The sequence below is a fragment of the Paenibacillus sp. FSL H7-0716 genome, assembly GCF_038002705.1.
Classification (GTDB): domain Bacteria; phylum Bacillota; class Bacilli; order Paenibacillales; family Paenibacillaceae; genus Paenibacillus_AQ; species Paenibacillus_AQ odorifer.
Map to the genome: position 1 here is coordinate 102,280 of NZ_JBBODA010000004.1, position 19,803 is coordinate 122,082.

18 protein-coding genes and 1 riboswitch are annotated in these 19,803 nt (G+C 40.8%); of the genes, 7 read left to right on the plus strand and 11 right to left on the minus strand.

Annotation, left to right across the window (positions count from 1 at the left end):
- Nucleotides 1–95: 95 nt before the first annotated feature.
- On the minus strand, nucleotides 96–668 hold the full coding sequence (locus MHH60_RS07020; protein WP_076132868.1) for a DUF4352 domain-containing protein: 573 nt from the start codon (nucleotides 666–668) through the stop codon (nucleotides 96–98).
- Nucleotides 669–1,125: 457 nt separating this feature from the next.
- Nucleotides 1,126–2,556, minus strand: a complete 1,431-nt coding sequence (gene pdxR, locus MHH60_RS07025; RefSeq protein WP_076132866.1) for a MocR-like pyridoxine biosynthesis transcription factor PdxR — start codon at nucleotides 2,554–2,556, stop codon at nucleotides 1,126–1,128.
- Nucleotides 2,557–2,709: 153 nt separating this feature from the next.
- Here pdxR and MHH60_RS07030 point away from each other — a divergent pair, with 153 nt between their 5' ends.
- Nucleotides 2,710–3,258 carry a pyridoxamine 5'-phosphate oxidase family protein gene (locus MHH60_RS07030; protein WP_076132864.1) on the plus strand — a complete coding sequence of 183 codons (549 nt, stop codon included), beginning with the start codon at nucleotides 2,710–2,712 and terminating at the stop codon, nucleotides 3,256–3,258.
- 153 nt (nucleotides 3,259–3,411) lie between these two features.
- Here MHH60_RS07030 and MHH60_RS07035 read toward each other — a convergent pair whose 3' ends face one another.
- The 3 genes from MHH60_RS07035 to MHH60_RS07045 form a co-directional block, all read right to left on the minus strand.
- On the minus strand, nucleotides 3,412–4,071 hold the full coding sequence (locus MHH60_RS07035) for a hypothetical protein (RefSeq protein WP_076132863.1): 660 nt from the start codon (nucleotides 4,069–4,071) through the stop codon (nucleotides 3,412–3,414).
- A 135-nt stretch (nucleotides 4,072–4,206) separates the two neighbouring features.
- Nucleotides 4,207–4,782: a C39 family peptidase gene (locus MHH60_RS07040; RefSeq protein ID WP_076132861.1), complete on the minus strand. Its 576-nt coding sequence runs from the start codon at nucleotides 4,780–4,782 to the stop codon at nucleotides 4,207–4,209.
- Nucleotides 4,783–5,049: 267 nt separating this feature from the next.
- Complete coding sequence (locus tag MHH60_RS07045) at nucleotides 5,050–6,525, minus strand: DHA2 family efflux MFS transporter permease subunit (RefSeq protein ID WP_076132859.1); 1,476 nt, start codon at nucleotides 6,523–6,525, stop codon at nucleotides 5,050–5,052.
- Between the two features lie 166 nt (nucleotides 6,526–6,691).
- Here MHH60_RS07045 and MHH60_RS07050 point away from each other — a divergent pair, with 166 nt between their 5' ends.
- From MHH60_RS07050 to MHH60_RS07065, 4 genes are all read left to right on the plus strand, one after another.
- Nucleotides 6,692–7,246 (plus strand): TetR/AcrR family transcriptional regulator, encoded by a 555-nt coding sequence (locus MHH60_RS07050; protein WP_076132857.1) that lies wholly within the window; start codon nucleotides 6,692–6,694, stop codon nucleotides 7,244–7,246.
- Between the two features lie 70 nt (nucleotides 7,247–7,316).
- Entirely contained in the window at nucleotides 7,317–8,024 is a 708-nt protein-coding gene (locus MHH60_RS07055; protein WP_076105124.1) for a DNA alkylation repair protein, read from the plus strand.
- A gap of 6 nt (nucleotides 8,025–8,030) precedes the next feature.
- On the plus strand, nucleotides 8,031–9,929 hold the full coding sequence (locus MHH60_RS07060; RefSeq protein WP_076132855.1) for an AraC family transcriptional regulator: 1,899 nt from the start codon (nucleotides 8,031–8,033) through the stop codon (nucleotides 9,927–9,929).
- 281 nt (nucleotides 9,930–10,210) lie between these two features.
- Nucleotides 10,211–10,293: riboswitch (glycine riboswitch) on the plus strand.
- Nucleotides 10,294–10,440: 147 nt separating this feature from the next.
- A complete protein-coding gene (locus MHH60_RS07065; RefSeq protein ID WP_076132853.1) occupies nucleotides 10,441–11,853 on the plus strand; it encodes an amino acid permease in 1,413 nt (470 codons plus the stop codon).
- A 368-nt stretch (nucleotides 11,854–12,221) separates the two neighbouring features.
- Here the strand turns inward: MHH60_RS07065 and MHH60_RS07070 are convergent, their stop codons facing one another.
- The gene (locus tag MHH60_RS07070; RefSeq protein WP_341161122.1) at nucleotides 12,222–13,193 is read right to left on the minus strand and encodes a metallophosphoesterase; all 972 of its coding nucleotides are present in this window, start codon (nucleotides 13,191–13,193) and stop codon (nucleotides 12,222–12,224) included.
- Nucleotides 13,194–13,646: 453 nt separating this feature from the next.
- Between MHH60_RS07070 and MHH60_RS07075 the strand changes: the two genes are divergently transcribed.
- Entirely contained in the window at nucleotides 13,647–14,810 is a 1,164-nt protein-coding gene (locus MHH60_RS07075) for a HAMP domain-containing sensor histidine kinase (RefSeq protein WP_341161123.1), read from the plus strand.
- A gap of 106 nt (nucleotides 14,811–14,916) precedes the next feature.
- Here the strand turns inward: MHH60_RS07075 and MHH60_RS07080 are convergent, their stop codons facing one another.
- The 5 genes from MHH60_RS07080 to MHH60_RS07100 form a co-directional block, all read right to left on the minus strand.
- On the minus strand, nucleotides 14,917–15,822 hold the full coding sequence (locus MHH60_RS07080) for a DUF5643 domain-containing protein (RefSeq protein ID WP_076132847.1): 906 nt from the start codon (nucleotides 15,820–15,822) through the stop codon (nucleotides 14,917–14,919).
- Nucleotides 15,823–15,845: 23 nt separating this feature from the next.
- A complete protein-coding gene (locus MHH60_RS07085; protein WP_076132846.1) occupies nucleotides 15,846–17,006 on the minus strand; it encodes a DUF4179 domain-containing protein in 1,161 nt (386 codons plus the stop codon).
- Nucleotides 16,999–17,541, minus strand: coding sequence for a sigma-70 family RNA polymerase sigma factor (locus MHH60_RS07090; protein WP_256715035.1), 543 nt, complete (start codon nucleotides 17,539–17,541; stop codon nucleotides 16,999–17,001). The genes MHH60_RS07085 and MHH60_RS07090 overlap by 8 nt, the downstream gene beginning before the upstream one ends.
- A 224-nt stretch (nucleotides 17,542–17,765) precedes the next feature.
- Nucleotides 17,766–18,425, minus strand: a complete 660-nt coding sequence (locus MHH60_RS07095; RefSeq protein ID WP_341161124.1) for a class I SAM-dependent methyltransferase — start codon at nucleotides 18,423–18,425, stop codon at nucleotides 17,766–17,768.
- Nucleotides 18,426–18,739: 314 nt separating this feature from the next.
- Nucleotides 18,740–19,204, minus strand: coding sequence for a VOC family protein (locus MHH60_RS07100; protein ID WP_076132843.1), 465 nt, complete (start codon nucleotides 19,202–19,204; stop codon nucleotides 18,740–18,742).
- A 158-nt stretch (nucleotides 19,205–19,362) separates the two neighbouring features.
- Between MHH60_RS07100 and MHH60_RS07105 the strand changes: the two genes are divergently transcribed.
- Nucleotides 19,363–19,797, plus strand: a complete 435-nt coding sequence (locus tag MHH60_RS07105) for an Lrp/AsnC family transcriptional regulator (protein ID WP_076132841.1) — start codon at nucleotides 19,363–19,365, stop codon at nucleotides 19,795–19,797.
- The last annotated feature ends 6 nt before the right edge of the window (nucleotides 19,798–19,803 follow it).

Consider the following 19,803-nt stretch of genomic DNA (forward strand, 5'->3'; position numbering starts at 1 on the left):
GTTGACGGTTATTTTGATCATAAAGTAGAATTTTTACGTCGAAGAAGTAACAAAAAACCACCAACTTACATTGGTGGTTTACGATTCATATAGTATTATTTCAATTCAATCTGTCCTTGTTCGGTTCCCCAGAACCCAGTTTGGACATTCAAAAGAAAGCCAGTCATATCTTCTGGGATTTCAAATACTACATTGCCTGTTTGAGCCAATCCAGGATTGATTCCTTCATATAAAAAATAGTCTCCGGAAGTAGTAATCAACGTTGACGGGTTATACGTAACTTCATCTTTTAGGAGCTGAAAGTATGATGAGTCTGTGGTAATCATTTTTTTACCAGCATTTTTAACAGTTACATTTACTACTAGGAAAATACTTCCGTCAGCACTAGGTGAGTAGGATAAGTAATTTCCATCTTTAATTTCCTTGGTAGTAGTTACCTTGTTAACTTTGAAAACAACATCGCCAACTTGTAATTCTTCCCCTTTTTTTGCTAGTTTTTTCGCATCTTCTTTTGAGGTGCCCTTTGTTTCTACAGAGTTTGCGGTGTTATTAGATTTGCTAGTTGTGTCGTTTGAACTATCCTTATCTTTAGCAAATATACCAATGACAATGATTAGTACAATTAAAGCGATGAATCCCAGACACCCGATTTTAAAAATCTTTTTCAAATAAAACCCTCCCAATTAGGTAATTTGAACCATTATGTGTACTATAAATATATCGGAAATTCCAGAAAATTCTTTATAAGGATTATGTTTTTTTTGAAAAAAATTGTTTATAAGGAAAGTTGAGTAAACCGATATGCCTTTGAGTAGTTTCTTGGTAAGTTTTTAATAGTATTTGTGCAGTGTTTGAATATTTCTCGCGAGCCGTAGATGAGAGAAAGATAGGCCGCACTCCATGAAGGAGAGCGGCCTATTTTTTTTACATTTACTTAGGTTGCTTACGTCTTCTGAGATAGGCCCAGATCACAAATACTGCTGCTAGAGCAATAATGGCCCTAATGGTGATAGAGTTTGTTAGGTGATTATTATCGTCCGCGTAATACGCGGAAGCAATGGTTTCATAAATCTAAAATAGTCTATGGACTGTTCAACAAATTGTGTGAGTGCTGCGGAGGTGATTTTATAGGATCAACTCCGCAAGACGATGAATGCCCTGCTCAATCGCTGCCTCATCTACTTTTGCAAACCCTAATACCCATCCTTTTCTTTTGCTATCCAAACAATAGGGCCCAAGAGGGTACACACGTATTCCATGTTGTAGGGCTAACTTTGTCACAGTTTCTTCGTCGAATGTTTCCTCAGCTTCTAATAACATATGTAATCCAGTTTCTACTCCACTGAGCGTGAAGCGCTCCCCTAATCCGCTAGCCATAATAGCTTTTGCCATGACCTCGTGTCTTCGCCGGTACACATTTCTGACTCTTCGCATATGGCGCATAAAATGACCATTTTTAATGAAGTGGGTTAGTGTTAGCTGATCCATAATCGGAAGATGACGGTAAGTCAGTTCCTGCACCTTCGCTAGCTGAGCAATTGCCTCGACTGATCCAACAATAGCCGAAATACGAATGCCTGGTGCAATCATTTTAGAGAAACTCATGAGGTACAAAGTATTATTAGATGCCTGACTAAACAGCGTTGGCAGCGGCTCCCCGCGATATCGAAATTCACTATCATAATCGTCTTCAATGATCCAAAATCGTTCTTGAACGGCCTTATGCAGCAATTGTTGCCGGCGGGGCTCCGACATAACGACCCCTACTGCGCACTGGTGGGAAGGGGTGGCAAAGACCAGTTTGGATTGCGGGTGAATATGCTCAACCACTAGACCATACTCATCAACAGGAACGGGTACCACATTCATACGTCGGTATTTCATTGCCATCCAAGCAGCTGGGAAACCTGGATCCTCTACTGAGACAGTGTCCCCATCAGCTAAAAGTGACTGTGCGATTAAGTCAATACTATGCTGAGCTCCTGAGGTCAACAGAATCTGATTGGTTTGGACATGTATGCCCCGTTCAAGTGATAAATAACGCTGTATTTGCTCACGTAATGGTGTGTACCCGTAGCAGTTACCGTAAGCCCAGCTTGATAAATCCATTTCAGCGGATGCCTGAAGCAGCGATTGCCGCCAGTTTTTTTGAAATTGTTCATCCAAATAGGGTTCATGGGGACTGAAATCAATATCCACTTCTAGCGGTTCTTTACCCCTGAACCAGTCATGTAATTGATCAACAGCTGAGTCTAGCAAGGACAGTGAAGGAGGTATGGGGCCCTCTGTTTCTATCTCCTTCGTTGATATAGTGACTTGCTTCCATGTACTAACTCGCGTCCCTCCCCGGCGGGAGGTAACTGTATAACCCCGGCTTAACAATTCCTCATAGACGATCTGTATAGTTGAGCGGGAGACACCTACGATGTGCGCAAGTTCGCGGGTAGGAATCAGTAGTTCTCCTGGTGCCCAGACTCCGCTAGTAATATTATGGATCGCTTGATCAAGCAATTGCTGCCAGATGGGTCTCTTATCATTACGAATTACTTTCATCATCGTACATACCTCCAAATAGAAACGCCAATCATAAAAAGCGATTTATGGATTGCTCTAAACAGCGAATTATGGATATTTTAATGCAATCCATTCATTGATATACTACCGTAACAACGCTGGTATCCGCAATTTAAATAAAAGGAGAGATTCGATATGAATTCGGTTCGTTACAAGACCAGGGAATGCCTAGATCAAGAGAAGATTGAAAGGTTCCTTCACCAAACGAGATTAGGTTATCTGGGGTTGGTTGATGGGAACCTCCCTTATGTTGTGCCACTTAATTATGTATGGACTGAAGGGAAACTGTATATTCACGGGGCTGGAGATGGAAGACGTAATCAGGTCATGCGTGATAATCCGGAGGTATGTTTTACGGTATGTGAGGAATACGGAACTATTACAGATCCGGTACCAGCCAAAACGGATACAGCTTATATGAGCGTAATGATATTTGGACAAGCAGAGCCGATTTCAGATTTGGATGAAGCCACACATGTACTTCAGGAATTGATCAATAAATACGTACCGGGTTATTATAATCGCCGCTTGTCCAAGCAGCATGTGGAAAAATATAGATCGGCTGTATTTGGCGGTCCGGTTCAAGTTTATCGGGTAATTCCGCATCATATCACGGCAAAAGAAAGTCCAATTGAAGCAGAAAAAATGTATAAAAGGGGCATGGGTACTGGACGAGATGTTTAGCCGCAAGATACCATTACAAATGGTGTTATGCTAACGAGGTCTTTGGCAGCCTTTATGTCCTAATCAGATGGGGAGAGGGAGGCTTTTTAGAGGTACTATCTATCAAAGTAGGCCACAATCCAATGAAGGAGGGCGGCCTACTTATTTTTACATTTATTTAGGTTGTTTACGTCTTCTGAGATAGGCCCAGAACACAAATACCGCTACTAGAGCAATAATGGCGCTAATGGTGATAGACCTTGTTAGGTGATTATTATCGTCCGCATAATATGCGGAAGCAATGGTTCCCGACCCATCCTGCTCGTCATCGGAAGAATCGTTCTGCATCGTTTGTAACACATCTATTAAATGCCCGGGTGCTTGAGGCTCCGAAATATTGCTTAGTCCTTTTGTTTCTGCTGATGAGACTTGTTGTGGGGCGATGATTAGTTCCTGATTGTCTTTCTTGAAGGCAGCTATATATTCGTCCCGCTCACGGATAAGTGTAGGCTCACTCACTTCACCCTCAGCTTGTAGTGAATGAATAGCATAGGCCAAAGTATTAGGATTTCCTCCAAACTCAGTAACTTGATAGGACCCGTTAGCATCCTTTTGAATGATCATTTTAGATTTGGGTATTCCGCCCGATAAAATAAGAAACTCCCAGTTGTCTTGGGGGGTGACCGTTTCAATCAGACTATCGGAAGCCGTCCTAAGCTTAGCGCCATCAATAAAATGAATCTGCATTCCTTGACCTACGGTAATTTCACTAATCTCTGCTTCATTGTTGTAACCATATCCTTCAGGATCTTTAGATAGCCCTTCTTTAATCAATGTTAATCCTTCTGTATTTGCAAAAGAAACAACATCTTCAGTTACGGTCTGAGCCCATACAGGTGAGAAAAAAGTCAGAAATAAAACGAATGAAGTTACAGTTAACAGCAGCGTTTTCTTAATGGGAAGCCCTCCTTAAATATATTTGTTGAAGCCATGAAGTCCCCATCTCCAGGTTCTATCGTAGCTGGAGCCACCTTTAACGTTGGTGTATAACATGGAGGTTTTTGTGCCCCCACTCGGGTTCATATGTTGAATCCAATCATTTCCACTATATGTGTCGAACCCATAGATAACTACTGCGTGCCCGCCACCGGTAGCACTATTCCATTTCCAGCTTACATATATAGGACTGCCAACATTATCAATCTGGTTTTTTACATCGCTGTAAGATAGTGCTCCTGTATGATTCCAACTGGAGACACCATAATCATGAATGCCTTCTTGAACAGTTCCATAAGATTCACTCTCGTCTGTTGTACAGCCGGAGGTTCCCTTCACATGATCATAAAAAGAACATTGGCTTACAGAGATTCCGTAATATTGAAGTATGGTAACGCTAGTCGCAGCCCAGCACCAATTATTCTTAGCTTGTGTAGCTGTAGGGTAGCCAATTAAATTAGTCGCATATGCTTGGGAAACAAAAGAAAAAAGAAAGACTGAAACAAAGGTTCCAACAAGCATCAATCTCTTTTTTAAAGATAATTTCATGAATGGAATCAGCTCCTTATTATGGATTAATATTCCTTTTAATAACACTATTAAAATACCATATATTAACTTATGTGTAAAGTTTAAATATTTTTTCGCTTTTATAATAGAGTCTACACATTTGATATGGAGAGGGGGATACTGATATGGATAAGGAAATATTGATGCTCGTAGGAATACGTGCTCCAATGATCCAAAGCAAGCCATTCATAACAAAAGCCACTCCGCTAAGGAATGGCTTTTCTTTATTTACTCTGCAATTACTAGTTACAACTGAGGTTCTTCCTTGCTAACTAGGTTTGCTTTCTTTTCAGTCATGAGTTTGTTTTTCGTGGGCATAAATAAGGTTATAACAAATGCGGCAACGGATAAAATCATCATGAAGTAGTAGGCGTCACTTGCCCCAAGAATCGATGTAAGGGATTTAAGAATCTCAGGAGTAGTGGAGGGATTGTTCAGCATCACTGTAGTTGCATGACTTGTTGCCTGCACTGTATAAATTGTAATTACGACAGCAGTACCAATGGCCCCGGCAATTTGGCGAACAGTATTGTTCACAGCTGTACCATGAGTGCCGAGTTGTTTGGGCAATGCATTTAGTCCGGCTGTATTGAGTGGCATAGTAATGAAGCTTAATCCAATTCGCAGGCCAATGGTACGAATCATTAGATAAGTATACGTGGTCGATTCAGATAAATCTGTTACCGCCCACATAGATGGAATAATAAACAGTAGGCCAATGATGAACAGCGGTTTCGCACCAAAACGGTCGTATAATTTACCGGTGACGGGTGACATGAACGCATTTACGAGTGCCCCCGGCAACAATAGTAGTCCTGCATCAAATGCTGTAAACCCGCGACCATTCTGCAGATAAATAGGCAATAAGATCATATCTGCGTACATCATCATTGTGATTAATACGTTAATAAGAGATGTCATCGTAAACACTTTATTTTTGAAGACCGACAGGTTTAGCAGTGGATCATCCGATTTGATTTGTCGAAGACAGAATACAGCTGTTACCGCGACTCCAATCCCTAAGGTCAGGATTACGATTACATCATCCCAGCCTTTACTGCCTGCACTACTGAAGCCGTATAAAATTAAGCCAAATCCGACGGTTGATAAAAGCACACTTACCACATCAAGCTTCGACTTAGACGTCTCAGATACATTCACTAAATACTTCAACGCCAAAGTTATTACAATGAGGACAAGTGGAATAAGCCCGATAAATAACCAGCGCCAAGAATGGTATTCGACAACAAATCCCGCGAGCGTTGGCCCAATAGCCGGAGCGAATATCATCGCCAGTCCAAGCAGTCCCATAGCGCTGCCACGTTTTTCAACGGGGAAGATCGCCAGCACAACACTCATCATGAGCGGCATTATAATGCCAGCACCGGCAGCTTGGATCATCCGTCCGATTAAGAGTAGACTAAAGCTCGGCGCTGCTGCACAAAGTATAGAACCGATTAATAAAAATGACATGGCACTTATAAATAATTGCCGTGTTGTAAAACGTTTCATTAAATAGGCCGTAATCGGAATCAAAATCCCGTTGATCAGCATAAATCCTGTTGAAATCCATTGTACGGTTGTTGCCGTGACATCAAAAACATCCATCAGACTACTTAAGGCGACATTTAAAAGCGTCTGATTGAGTGTGGATAAGAAACAACCAAAGATTAAGATGGTTAGTAAGATCCCTTTATTTATTTTCTTAGTGTCTTCTTGCATGTTGCAGTCCTCTCTTCATTGCTTTTTCGACATAGTGTCAATAAAATAAATCATATCAGGATTTATATAGTATTCCTATTTGCAATTTTATTGAAAATGTCGACTAATCGACAGAATAGGCAAATTAGTTGATGAAAGGCCATTTTAACGATAATAGAGGGATGAAATGACTGAACATAAAAGAGTTGACCCACGAGCTATTCGTTCAAAAAAGATGCTTAAGAACGCTGTATTTTCATTATTGGCCGATAATGTGGAGGTTTCGCAATTGACCGTCCAAAAAATCGCCAACCGTGCGGAACTAAATCGCGCAACGTTTTATTTGCATTATGAGGATATTAACGATTTATTGCGGCAGATCGTACATGAAATCTTCGATGACCTATCCATGAAGGTTGAACCGCTATTACAAATGAAGAGCAACAACGAACAGGAGCAGCTGGTCACCTTTTTAAATTATTTTTATGAATACCGGAAAGTTTTTGCTGTATTGATTGAGCATAAAGGCTTCAAAAAACATTTGACCAACCTGTTAAAAAGTACTGTCAATAAACGAAGAAACATGAGGAACATTGACTCTACTAAGGAGGTAGTCTCCGTTGATATTATTGCAGCCTCACTACTGGGGATTATTATGTGGTGGATTAAGGATGGCAACCAATATAGCGCTGAATACATAGCGGGGCAAATTACCCTGATGTATAAAAGAAGGTATTTATAAGGGCTTTTATGATATATTCAAGTAAAGTTTGAGTCCCTAGCCAATATTCATTAAAAAGGAAGTGCGAACAATGGATTTAGAAACGGTCATGCAAGAGCTTGAAGCTCTCGGCAAGGAACGCACCAAGAAAATATATCTATCCAATGGCGCGCACGAACCGCTTTTTGGTGTGGCCACAGGCCAGATGAAGCCTATCTTCAGAAAAATAAAACATAATCAACCCTTGGCCGAGCAGCTTTATGCTACGGGAAATTACGACGCTATGTATTTTGCCGGGGTGATCGCGGAGCCTAAAGCAATGACCGAGTCGGATTTTGAGCGGTGGATTGCTGGGGCTTATTTCTATATGCTATCGGACTTTGTGGTGGCAGTAACGTTGGCGGAGACGGATATTGCGCAAGAGGTTTCTGATAAATGGATTGCAAGTGAGATAGAGCTGAAAATGTCGGCGGGCTGGAACTGTTACTGCTGGCTGCTCGGAAATCGCCCGGACAGTGAATTTTCCGCAGAAAAATTAGCCGCTATGTTGGAGCTTGCTAAAAATACGATTCATGATGCTCCTGAGCGAACGAAATACGCAATGAACAATTTCATTTACACTGTGGGCGTATCCTATCTGCCGCTTCATGATAAAGCGGTTGAGATTGCAAAGGAAGTTGGCCCGGTGGAAGTCCATACCAGTAGTGCAAAAAGCAAGATTTTGAATGCTTCAATTAATATTCAAAAGGCAGTTGATAAATCGCAGCTCGGCTTCAAACGAAAACATGTAAGGTGTTAGTCAGTGATGGACATCAATGACCTTATTGCTGTATGGAATCACGCCAATTGCAAAGTAGTTGATATTCGTCGGATGACCCATAGACCTGGCGAATCTATACCTTCCTATTACGTCCCCTCAAGGCTGTTTCTTATGTCGATTCGCGGTAATGCTACAGTTAATCTGGGAAGCGAAGTTCATCGTTTACAGCGCTTTACAGTGCTTCACGTAGGCAAAGGAACTGTGCTCAACATTGATGCAGGCAGCGAAGGGCTGGATTACTATAGCATTTATTATAAAGTGAGTATGCATCCCTCACTACCCTTAGAGATTGCTACGCTATACGAGGGTGCTCAACCCCTTGATCATTCGTACAGCATAACGCCTGACCATTCGGTAACGTTGTATCGTATAGTGAGCGAAATGTTTAAGGAGTGGGGAAAGCAGCAGCCGCTTGCGCGGTTGCATGTTCGCACTTTATTCCATCAGTTTGTGTATGAGCTACTCCATCAAATGTCAGTGCAAGGGGTTAATACGACTAAGCGCAATCTGGCCGCCCGAGTCGCCGACATCATTCATGAACATTATACGGATAACATTACGCTGGAATCATTATCGGAAAGCCTGAACTATAGCGTCCCCCATTTATCTTCCTACTTCAAAATCCGTACTGGACTTAGCCCGATTGATTACTTAATTAAGGTGCGCATCGAAAAAGCGGTGGCACTGCTGCTGGAAACAGATGCTACGCTGAAGGAAATTGCAGTGGGTGTCGGTTATCAAGACCCTAGTTATTTGGGCAGGCTGTTCAAAAAGTACAAGGGAGTTTCCCCGATTAGCTATAGAGAATTGCATTCCAGAAAGAACAAACTAGAAGATAGTCCTGCCACAAACATAGAATCCTCCATTGTCGCCCTTGAATCATTTCACTATACTGATTATATTGATAACGATTATCAGTATCATTTTGATCAAGAGGGAGATTCATTCATGTTTAAACATTCAAGGCCTACGCTGGCATCGGTACTGCTGCTAAGCTTCATTTTGGTGCTGAGCGCATGTGGTACAAACGGGGCTACGGAAAATGCTGTCTCACAGCAGCCGAAGACCAAAATCGTTAAAACGGTTAACGGTGAGGTGGAGATCCCCCTTCATCCCCAGAGAATTGTTGCAGGTGAATATCTTGGCAGCTTAATTGCGCTTGGCATTACACCTATCGGAACCTCCGAACATCATATTAAAAATCCATATTTTCAGGAGTATTTGAAAGACGTTGAGAATATAGGGGACGGGAATGGAAATGTAGAGAAAATTCTGTCGCTAAATCCTGATTTGATTATAATGGATGATTTCTATCCTGAGCTAAATGAGCAGATGTCAAAAATCGCACCTACGGTCGTTATTCCATACGCTTCCCTAAAAACGGTACATGAGGAAGTGGCTTATTTCGGAGAGCTGCTTAGTGAAGAAGATAAGGCAAAAACCTGGCTTGCAGACTATGACAGCCGTATGGCCAGTGCCAAGGAGAGTGTATTGAAGGTTGTGCCTGCAGACAGCACATTTTCCATTATTGAATGGTCTGAAAACAGCTTGATGGCCGTCGGAACAGACTTCGGTAAAGGTGGACAGCCGGTCTATAATGGATTGGGATTTAAGCCTCCCGCGGATATCGCCGCCGAAATGGCCGATCCGGGTTGGGCTTCATTCTCTGCTGAGGTCTTACCAAAGTATGCCGGTGACTATGTCATTCTTACCTCTGACTCAAAAAAGCTGGATGAACTTAAAGCCGACCCGATCTGGGGCGCACTGCCAGCAGTCAAAAATGATCACGTATTTCTTTGGACAAGCGATCGTTCCGGCTACTGGGATCCAATAGCTATTCTGAGTCAGACAGAAGAGTTGGCGGATTGGCTGACAAGCCACTAATTGAGTGTGTTTCAAACATAAAGGGACTGTCTCAGGAGTAGAATTCTACAATGAGATAGCCCTTTTTTCATATTAACCATCAGCCAATCTTGGTCTGTTGGTTGCGATGTTTCCGAAGCAAGGCATGATATTCGCGTATTATGCATTTAAATTCAGCGGTAATTAATGTTATTGACAAAATATTTGACAATGATTAGTATTGAAAAATATTAAAAATGAAGTTAGCGGCATAACAATTAAATAATTCGCAAGCTATGATTGCTATGGATCACACTATAGCAGGAGCAGCTTCTGGAGAGACCGTGGGGGATTCCCCCGGCGCCGAAGGGTTCACAATCTCAGGCAAAAGGACAGAAGAGTACTAGATAATTCATTTGTTATTCTGATCATCGTCAGAATAAAGGAATGTATTTTATTTATTATTCTTAGACCTAAGAGATTGGAGCGTATCCAATCTCTTTTTTGTTATCATTTTTACTTGTTATTTTTTTCGCATAAGGGGGAGTTCGAAATGGCAGCACAAGAATTAAAGAGAGATTTAGAGAATCGGCATGTTCAGCTCATTGCGATTGGTGGAACCATCGGTACCGGATTATTTTTAGGATCAGGTAAAGCTATACAGCTGGCAGGACCATCGATCATTTTTGCTTATTTAATCGTGGGTATCGCTATTTTCTTTGTAATGAGGGCATTGGGAGAACTTCTGTTGTCTAAAGCAGGTTATCAATCTTTTACAGACATTGCCGAAGACTATCTTGGACCGCGGGCAGCGTTTGTAACCGGATGGACCTATTGGTTTTGTTGGATCATGACGGCTATGGCCGATATTATAGCTGTCGGGGTCTATGTACAATATTGGTTTGATATCCCGCAATGGATACCCGCAGTCATTTGTTTAATTATTTTATTAGGACTCAATTTATTGACGGTAAAAAGCTTTGGCGAATTGGAATTTTGGTTTGCTTTAATTAAGGTAATCACTATTCTCGCATTGATTGCCATCGGGGTAGTTCTACTGGTGATTGGATTCAAAACAACTACCGGAACGGTTGCGCTCAGTAATATTTGGGCACATGGGGGAGTATTTCCAAACGGGATTTCAGGGTTCTTACTTTCATTTCAAATGGTTGTGTTTGCTTTTGTGGGTGTGGAATTGGTGGGCGTATCGGCAGCAGAGACTTCTAATCCAGAAAAAACTATCCCATCGGCGATTAATAAAATACCTTTACGAATTCTATTTTTCTACGTGGGTGCTATTATTGCCTTATTATGCATCAACGCATGGACAGAACTAAACCCGGCAGAAAGTCCTTTTGTTAAAACATTTAGTTTAGTGGGGATTCCGATTGCCGCGGGGGTTATTAACTTCGTTGTATTAACTTCAGCTGCGTCCGCTTGTAACAGCGGGATGTTCTCAACAAGCCGGATTCTATACAATCTAAGCAGAAATGATCAGGCTCCAGCCAACTTTGCAAAGCTTAATAAAAATCATGTACCCAGTAATGCTTTATTTATATCCACGCTTGTCTTATCTGTAGGCGCTTTGTTGAGTAAGCTGATTCCGGAGACGGCTTTTGGCATCGTAACAACGATTAGTGCCATTTGTTTCATCTGGGTTTGGGGCGTCGTTCTAATATGCCATTTGCGATATAAAAAGACGAAGCCGGAATTGCAGGCCAAATCAAAATTCAAAGCACCGTTTACACCCTTTGTGAATTATGTTGTTCTAGCCTTGTTTGCAATCATACTCATAATTATGCTATTTGCTGATGAAACTCGTCCGGCCTTATTGTTGACGCCTTTATGGTTTATATTATTATTTGTTTTGTATTCAATAAATAGAAGAAAGAGGGAAAGAATAACGCCTGATCCAAGAGATCGTCTCGAAGGTATTCGGACTAACACGGAGATCCGGCATGATTAGTCGATGAGGGTGCTTGCTGATATTACAGTTAGATAGGCAGTCAGAGAAATCCACTATTCTTAAATCCTGCTTGGGTAAGCATATCCTTGATATCTCCCACAAACTCGCTCAGGCTGGCAGTGGAAGCATTTTGGAATCTGTTCTCACTGGGGATATTGCCAATTTGTTTTGTTAAATCCTCTTTGTATTCCTGTATCCAATCCTTACGAGTTGCTGCATTTTTGCCGAAGTTTAGTAAGATGCTACTCCAGTCTTTTCCGTTATTCTTCCATGTTTTTTATGTTGCTGAGCAAAAAAAAGCGGCAGTCTATGACGTTACTTCTCGTCCATAGGCGGGCCGCTTTTTTAATCAGTCTAAAAAATCTCCTCTATTTAAAATCCACTTTGATCAGTGCTATCTCACTATTCGTGCCAATTCGTAATGGCGGTCCCCAAGTCCCTGCACCAGATGTAACGATGACGTGAGGGCTGTTTGGATTCTTTTGATAGTGGCCATAATCTACTGTAAACATAGCATTAGTGATCAGATTTGCAGGGAATACTTGTCCTTGATGCGTATGTCCGCTAAGTATCAAATCAACGTCATCTGCGTATTCAATCCTATTGGTTGGTTGATGATCCATTACGATAACGGGCATATTTGTATCAATGTCACTCATCACCTCTGAAGTAATCGCTCTGGGGTTCCCTTGATTACCAATCGGTGAGGAATCCCTTCTACCCACAACAACGAATTGATTATCAATAACGACATGCTCATCATTTAGAAGTTTGATATTACTCTTATCTATAAAGTTCACGATCTGATCGTATGAGCGTCCTGCATCATGGTTACCTAAACAAGCATAAACCCCATAGGTTGACTGAATAGTGCTTAATAACTCTATTCCTTTGGAAGGATTAGAGAGCGCATAGTAGTTACCATTAAATATATCTCCTGTCATCAACACCATATCCGGCTGTAGTCCATTAATACGATCAACAACGTCTTCAATAAACTTTACATCATTTACGTAGCCTAAATGTAAGTCGCTGATCAGGACGATATTTAACTGATCTAATGAAGTGTTTTTATGTATTTGGAGCGGATAGGTGACTTCTTTTAAATGATTCGCATTATAAATCCCATAGGACACCAATCCTATGACTAGAATTAATACTACGGACCTTGTATGAAAAATAACACGTGCTGGTGTAGGAAAAGGGAGGACCTTAATCCACTTACTAATTAGTAAGATTACATCTGAAAGGATCAATAGCAGGAATAAATAGAAATAGATCCCCATCCAATAGTCTCCGAATTGACCAATAAAATTAACAATATTTGAATCGGTCGTCATAGCTGAAGAAGACAATAGTAAATTAATAATGATTGTTAATGCACATAAGCTGTAGATGACTCCATATATGATCCCGTTTATATTTGAAAATATATGTTGTAGCCATTTAAAAATCTTTCTCGCAATGTAATAGTTAGTTGCCGCGTACATAGCGAATATAAATAAAAATGCAAATACCATAGGGTACACCATCCTAGTACTTTAGATATAAGAACTAAAGTTAATACAATGATTATAGCAATAATTACTAATTTCAGAAATTAAATGAGGTATTGAGTTTACTGGGTTTTTCAGTTATTGTTTATTACTATTTCAGCTGATATAATTCTTATTTCGACAATAAGTTTACAAGTAAGATCACTATCGTAATGGTAAAATCAATTTAAAAGTGGTGAATTCATGAGAGAGTTCTACAGTCGGGTGAATCGAAAAACCTATTACATATTAATGTTAATGATCATCGTTCTTATGATGTTTGGATTAATACTATCTACTCTAGAGTTAGATGGGATTGATTTTGGTTATATCATTCATTTTTTATGTGTGGCGTTTCTAACGGTTTGTTTATGGATTTACCCTAAGCATGAGACACATACTTTTAGAAAGATTATCATTCTATTTGGATTTGCGTATTTTTATACGCTATTCTTTTTATATCCTCAAACTTGGACTACCTATATCCTCATTTGTCTTATTCCTGCACTCTCTATTCTATTTTTTGATTTAAAATTGTTCTATTTTTCCTTCATTATAAATGGAATACTGATGGTAATTACATTTGGTTATATCCTCTTGATTGATAGAGGGGATCTATATACATATTTACATTATGATATTCTAGGGAATTTCATTAATATAATAGCGGTTCAAGTGTTATTATTTTTCATTTTTCAAATATCATTTAAACGGATGAAAAAACAGCAGCTTTATTATGAACAATTACAGCAATCTGAGCGTTTAAAGATGGTTGGGCAATTAACAGCTGCCGTTGCGCATGAAATTAGAAATCCAGTGACAGTGGTTAGAGGTTTTTTGCAGTTTTTTGATGAGGATCCTTCATTTGATGATCCTATGAAAAGAAAATTTAAATTAATGATTGATGAATTGAACACAGTAGAACAGATTATCTCGCAATTTCTAACCCTTTCAAAGCCAAATGGAGAACAAAAACTAGAAAAAGTAGATGTGAAGGATGTTATTGAGAGTGTCACAGGATTGCTCCATTCCTACGCAATGTTATCTGATAATCAAATTGTTACCTATGTAGAAGAAGACTGCAAGATCTCTATTAATAAAATTGAATTTAAGCAGCTGCTTATTAATATAATAAAAAATGCTTTAGAGGCTTCGGATGTTGGTAAATCTGTCTCTATTATGGCGAATAGGAACAATAATTTTATTGAGATAACAATCATCGATGAAGGAAGCGGGATGTCGGAAGCTGAGGTTAAGTCGCTAGGGACTCCTTTTTATTCATTAAAAAGTAATGGAACAGGCTTAGGATTAATGATTTGCTTTAATATCGTAGAAAAGTACGGCGGGGAAATTAATTATAGTAGTTCCGAAGGTAAGGGGACAACAGCTACTATCCGCTTTTTAGCTATAAATGACCAGTAAAACCGAACATTCTTTCCATTGAAAAAAGGGGGTTACCTCAAGCCTTCGGCTGGAGAGGTAATCCCCTTTTCCTAGATAAATATGTTTATGTTTGCTGCGTTAACGATTATTTTAGAGGGATTTTGATCTCCAGTTGTTTGTTATAATTTTTAACTACATTGCCTTTGGCATCTACTTTATAAGCCCCGGTGTTGCCCTTTTCAAATACGGCTTGATACGGTCTGATAATCAGATATTCTGCCGCTGAACTAGGCGCTTCGAACAATAAATCTTCAGAAACCGTATTTTGAGTTGCTGCAACAGAATCCCTTGCAATAAATTCTAATTCATTTCCCAGATTATCATAAATGTCATATCCTAAAGCCTGTGCTTGGGTGGCAACCCCTTTAACCGCTAAAGCGATACGCACAGAAGTCTCTCCCGCAGCAACACGGGTGGTTTTGATTTCAAATTGGTTGTCTTTCTTTATAGCAGGCAGCTGAATGTTACGCACTAATCCTGCTTGCTTGAGAGAAAATTTAAGTACATACGGTTCATCGATTCCGTTAAGCTTCACATGGATACTCAATTCAGAGGAAGCCAGGTTTGCCTTTTGTTGCTCAGTTAGCCATTCGGTCTGCAATACAACAACCGCCTTGTTGGCATCACCGTCACTGATCCAGCGTGGTGTTTTTAAATCAATGCCTCCTGGTTGAGTGAGCTTGGCGTCTATTCCCACAATAGTACCTTCTGCAAGATAGGGCTCACCTTTATCATTTAAAGTTACTCCTGCGAGGATTCCTGAAAATAGCGATCCCTCACGGTTCAGGTCGATCTTAATATAGTTACCATCAAACTGCGCACTGCCCTTTAAAGTAAGCTGATCGTGTGAATCGGCCACTTTTGTTGTATTCAGGGAAGCTTCAACAGCGGGTTGGGCACTGGATGCTTGAGTTAAAGCTGGCATTCCCAACGCTCCTAGGCATACAGCAGCACTTAAAATTACAGACATCTTCTTAGTCATTTTTTTCATGATATTATCAAGCTCCTTACTTTTTATTTAACTAGCACGTTTATCTCTAGACCGTCAATATAATGCTTCACTGGCTTTCCAGAACTGTCTGTTTTAAATGCTCCATTCTTACTTTGTGGGTTCTCAAACTCATAAAGATAGCCACGGATTGTGAGCATATTAGGGTGTTTCTCAAATGGCTCAGTAAGCAAATCGACATTAAGTGACCTATTGGAGGTCGAGAGGACTTTCTGTGAAATATCTTTCAGCACCTGTCCTTGTTGATCCTTTACTTCAAAGCCCACTAAACTCAATGCTGCATGATCTTCGTCTGTATCCTGTTCCAGCATGAGCGACAGGCGTGTCGTTAATGGACTATATTCCAGCTTTTTCAGGATCAAACTCCATCCTCCAACTTGTGCGCGTATGTCAGGTGTGGAAATTTTATTGATCGTAGCCTTCCGCGCAGGAATTTGGAGAACAAACGGTTCATCCATACCGTTTAAGCCAAGGGTTACAGTCAATACAAATCGATCAGGAAAAGGTTTGTTGGAGATTCCGGAATTCGAGGAATCCACTAGTCTAAAAATAGCTGTGTTGCTTTCCGCACCTTCTATCCAGCTTAGAAACGGCATAGCTTTCCAGAGACCATCAGAAAATTGCTCCAGGGAAGCGCCGTCGATCAATACTTCTGCAGAGGTTATTGCACCTTTCGCTAAAAAAGGCTTCCCATCCGCTCCAATCGTTACTCCGGCTAGCTTACCTTCCAGTTTTTCTCCCTCACGCTTCACCGAGAATGCCAACCGGCTGCCATCAAATACAGCCTCTTCGGCAGACAAGGTGATCCCTTCATGCGTATCACTGCTGTTTAGACGGGAAGTCAGTCCCAGACGCTGGGCCGCTTGTAATCCTATATCATCTGCCCGTTCAAAAATACCGCCTATCAAGGGAAGCTGCTTGAGCGCATTGGCCAACGTAGGCGGATAGATAGCCGTTAGCATAACACTTAACAATATCGCCGCAGTCACAGCAGCTGTGATTTTTGGATATATCCGCTTTTTCTTTTCCTTTTCCATAGGATCCTGGACAATGGTGGCCAGCGACGCATAAATCGAATCCTGCCGTGATCGTAGTAAAGGAGGAAGCTCCTGTATATTAGCTTTCCCTAGCTCCCTGATCTGCTTTTCTAAATTGTTATTATTCATTAGCAAGACCCTCCTCCGGCACAGGATGTATCTGTTTGGACAACAATCTCCGTGCGCGATGAAGTCGTGCCCTGACCGCTCCCTCGGAGATGTCGAGCACATCTGCAATCTGCTTAATGGATAAATCGTCATAATAAAAAAGCACGATAGCAAGCCGCAGGGATTCGTCCAACTGATTAATGAAGCTTTGCAGGTCTACGTTGCCTGAATCTTCAAAATGCACATAGGAAACGACCGGTTCCTCGGGAATTTCCGCCACGGCTATAGTTCGTTCTCGCATACGAAGTAACTGATTGCATTCATTAATCAGGATGCGTATAACCCAGGTTTTAAAAAACTTAGGCTGCTTAAGGTTGGCCAACCCTTTATACACCTTCAGTGTTGTTTCCTGAAGAGCATCCGCGCAATCTTCATCTTTTAGCAGAATGGTTTTGGCTAATCTGTACAACTGGGATTCCAGGTGCCTGAAAAGACGGGTGAACGCCTCGTGGTCGCCTTTCTGCGCTTTTTTGATATCCAGTTCGTTTTCCAGCAAATGATTTTTCCTCCTTGAGGGCCCTCTGTATAATTAGATGGAGAAGACATACAAAAAGTTATATTTAGGATAAAATTCATTCTCCTGGACAAATCACTTACCTCGGTAGTGGTATAAAGTCCGTGCAATTCATTGTTTTTGGCAAGGGGAGTTTCAAGTGGATAAACTGAAAAAAATCCAGAATTACCACCTTATCTGAAAAGAAGTAGTGGGGTAATCCTGAATTAAAAATTGTATACATATATCTTGGTACGCAGTGTGTCCGTGCATGTTAGGGTACGGACAGGCTGCATGCCTGGAAGGGCAAAACAAATGCTAATGACCACCGCGCCCGGCAGTAGCTCACGCTTGAACTTGTCCCCAAGCCGTTTCATCGCTCCGGGAAATAAGTAACAAAGAACAATATCCGCATGCTCGTAAGAGCTGCTATAAATATCCCCACGTACATAATGAAGCCTTCCGTGGAGCAGATTCTGGCCTTCGTCTGCTCGCAGCATACGTGTGCCGAACCTAGCAAGCAGCTGGGATGTCCACAAGGGAATACTGGAATTTTCAATGCCCGTCAGCCTTTTGCCTGGACATTGGCGAATAACATCCATGCCAAGTGTTCCCCAACCCGATCCCGCCTCCACAATGCTGCTATATCCCGGAATCCGATTCACCTCAACGGCAACAGCCGAGCGTACAGATTTTGACGTAGGCATCGGCGATATCCCGTTCCTCCAGCTCACCAGCACAATCGACACCATGGATAACAAGGCTGCGAAGGCGATGAGCCAAGCGATGACTTGAATCACGATCAATACTATCATTCCTTCTTCAACTGCTAGAAGCAGGCTTCGAATTCTATTACTTTCTCTCAGCATTTCGTTTATTAACTTCATATGGATAAAGATCCTGAATTTCCTTGCTTTCAATATCTTGACCTACATAAAAAATCAGAGTGGGATCATTTACTGGATGGGCATAAGAAAGATAAGTGCGATGAATAAAATCAAAGTCCATCTTACCCAGCTGGAAATCGATTTGATATTTATCTTCTAAATAGACTTCAAATTGCTTTTTTAAAGCCAGAGACTTCCACGGAAGTCCAAAGAATAAAAAGTAGATTCCTATAAGAAATATCAAAAAAATTAAGAGGAAAAGCGACTTTTTACTGAGAATGGTATGTTTTATAATTCATAACCCTCCCTAGCGTTTATTCTACATGAACTTTGCTGGACATATCAAAATCAACCTCTTCAAGAAATTCGATAACTTCTCCATTGGGACTGTGAATGATCGCGTTTTTTATTAGAAGAGGTGGTTCGCCCAGAGACAGAGAATCCGGTGCTATAAAAGCTTTTGCGCCATGTGCAAGGGCTTTTTGATACGTCTCCTCTACATTATCTACATAGAAGGCAAGATGTAATAACGCTCCGTGCGCTATATCTTCATCAGACAAGGCTTTTTTTCCTTGAGCGGCGATGACTGCATCATTATCAAAAATCTCAATGCAGGTTCTGCGGTCAGGTGAAATCAGCATGGAGGCTTCTTTGATCTGAAAGGATGGCAGACTCCAATGATGACCTAGCTTGAATCCTAAAACTTCCATATAGAATGAAATAGTTGCTTTATAGTCTTTGGCTTGAACCGCTACATGTGCAAGGCCTGTTACACTCATTTATAATCGCTCCCAACTTCAATATATACTTATTATAGTTGTATTAAAATATGAGATATATATATAAGATAAGTGTTTTGTAGTAATATGGTTATTAAATTTAAGGTATTTTAGTGGAATAAGTTTATTTTATAAAATGGGTTTAGGAGGCGCTTGCTATGGAACAACTTGTGGATGAGATTGATAAAAAGATTATGCAATTACTTCAGTACAATGCCCGAATGTCCATTTCACAAATCAGTAAAGAGGTTTCGATGTCACAACCCTCTGTTAAAGAACGAATGATCAAGCTGGAGGAAAGGAATATCATTTCTGGGTATCATACAGCTTTTAATCTACGAGATCTGGATCGGGGCACAACTACGTTTATTCTATTAAAAACAGAACATTGCCAAGAGATTACGGATTTTTGCAAACAAGCTATGGAAGTTACCGATTTATATCGGATTAGCGGAGAATATAATTACCTCATAAAGGTGCAAACCGCATCGATTGAGGAGTTAGCTGAATTCCAAGACAACCTTATAAAGTTTGGACCTTCAAAATCTCATATCAGTCTGAAAAATATATTGGAAAACAGGGTGTTGCTCTAAAGCCCA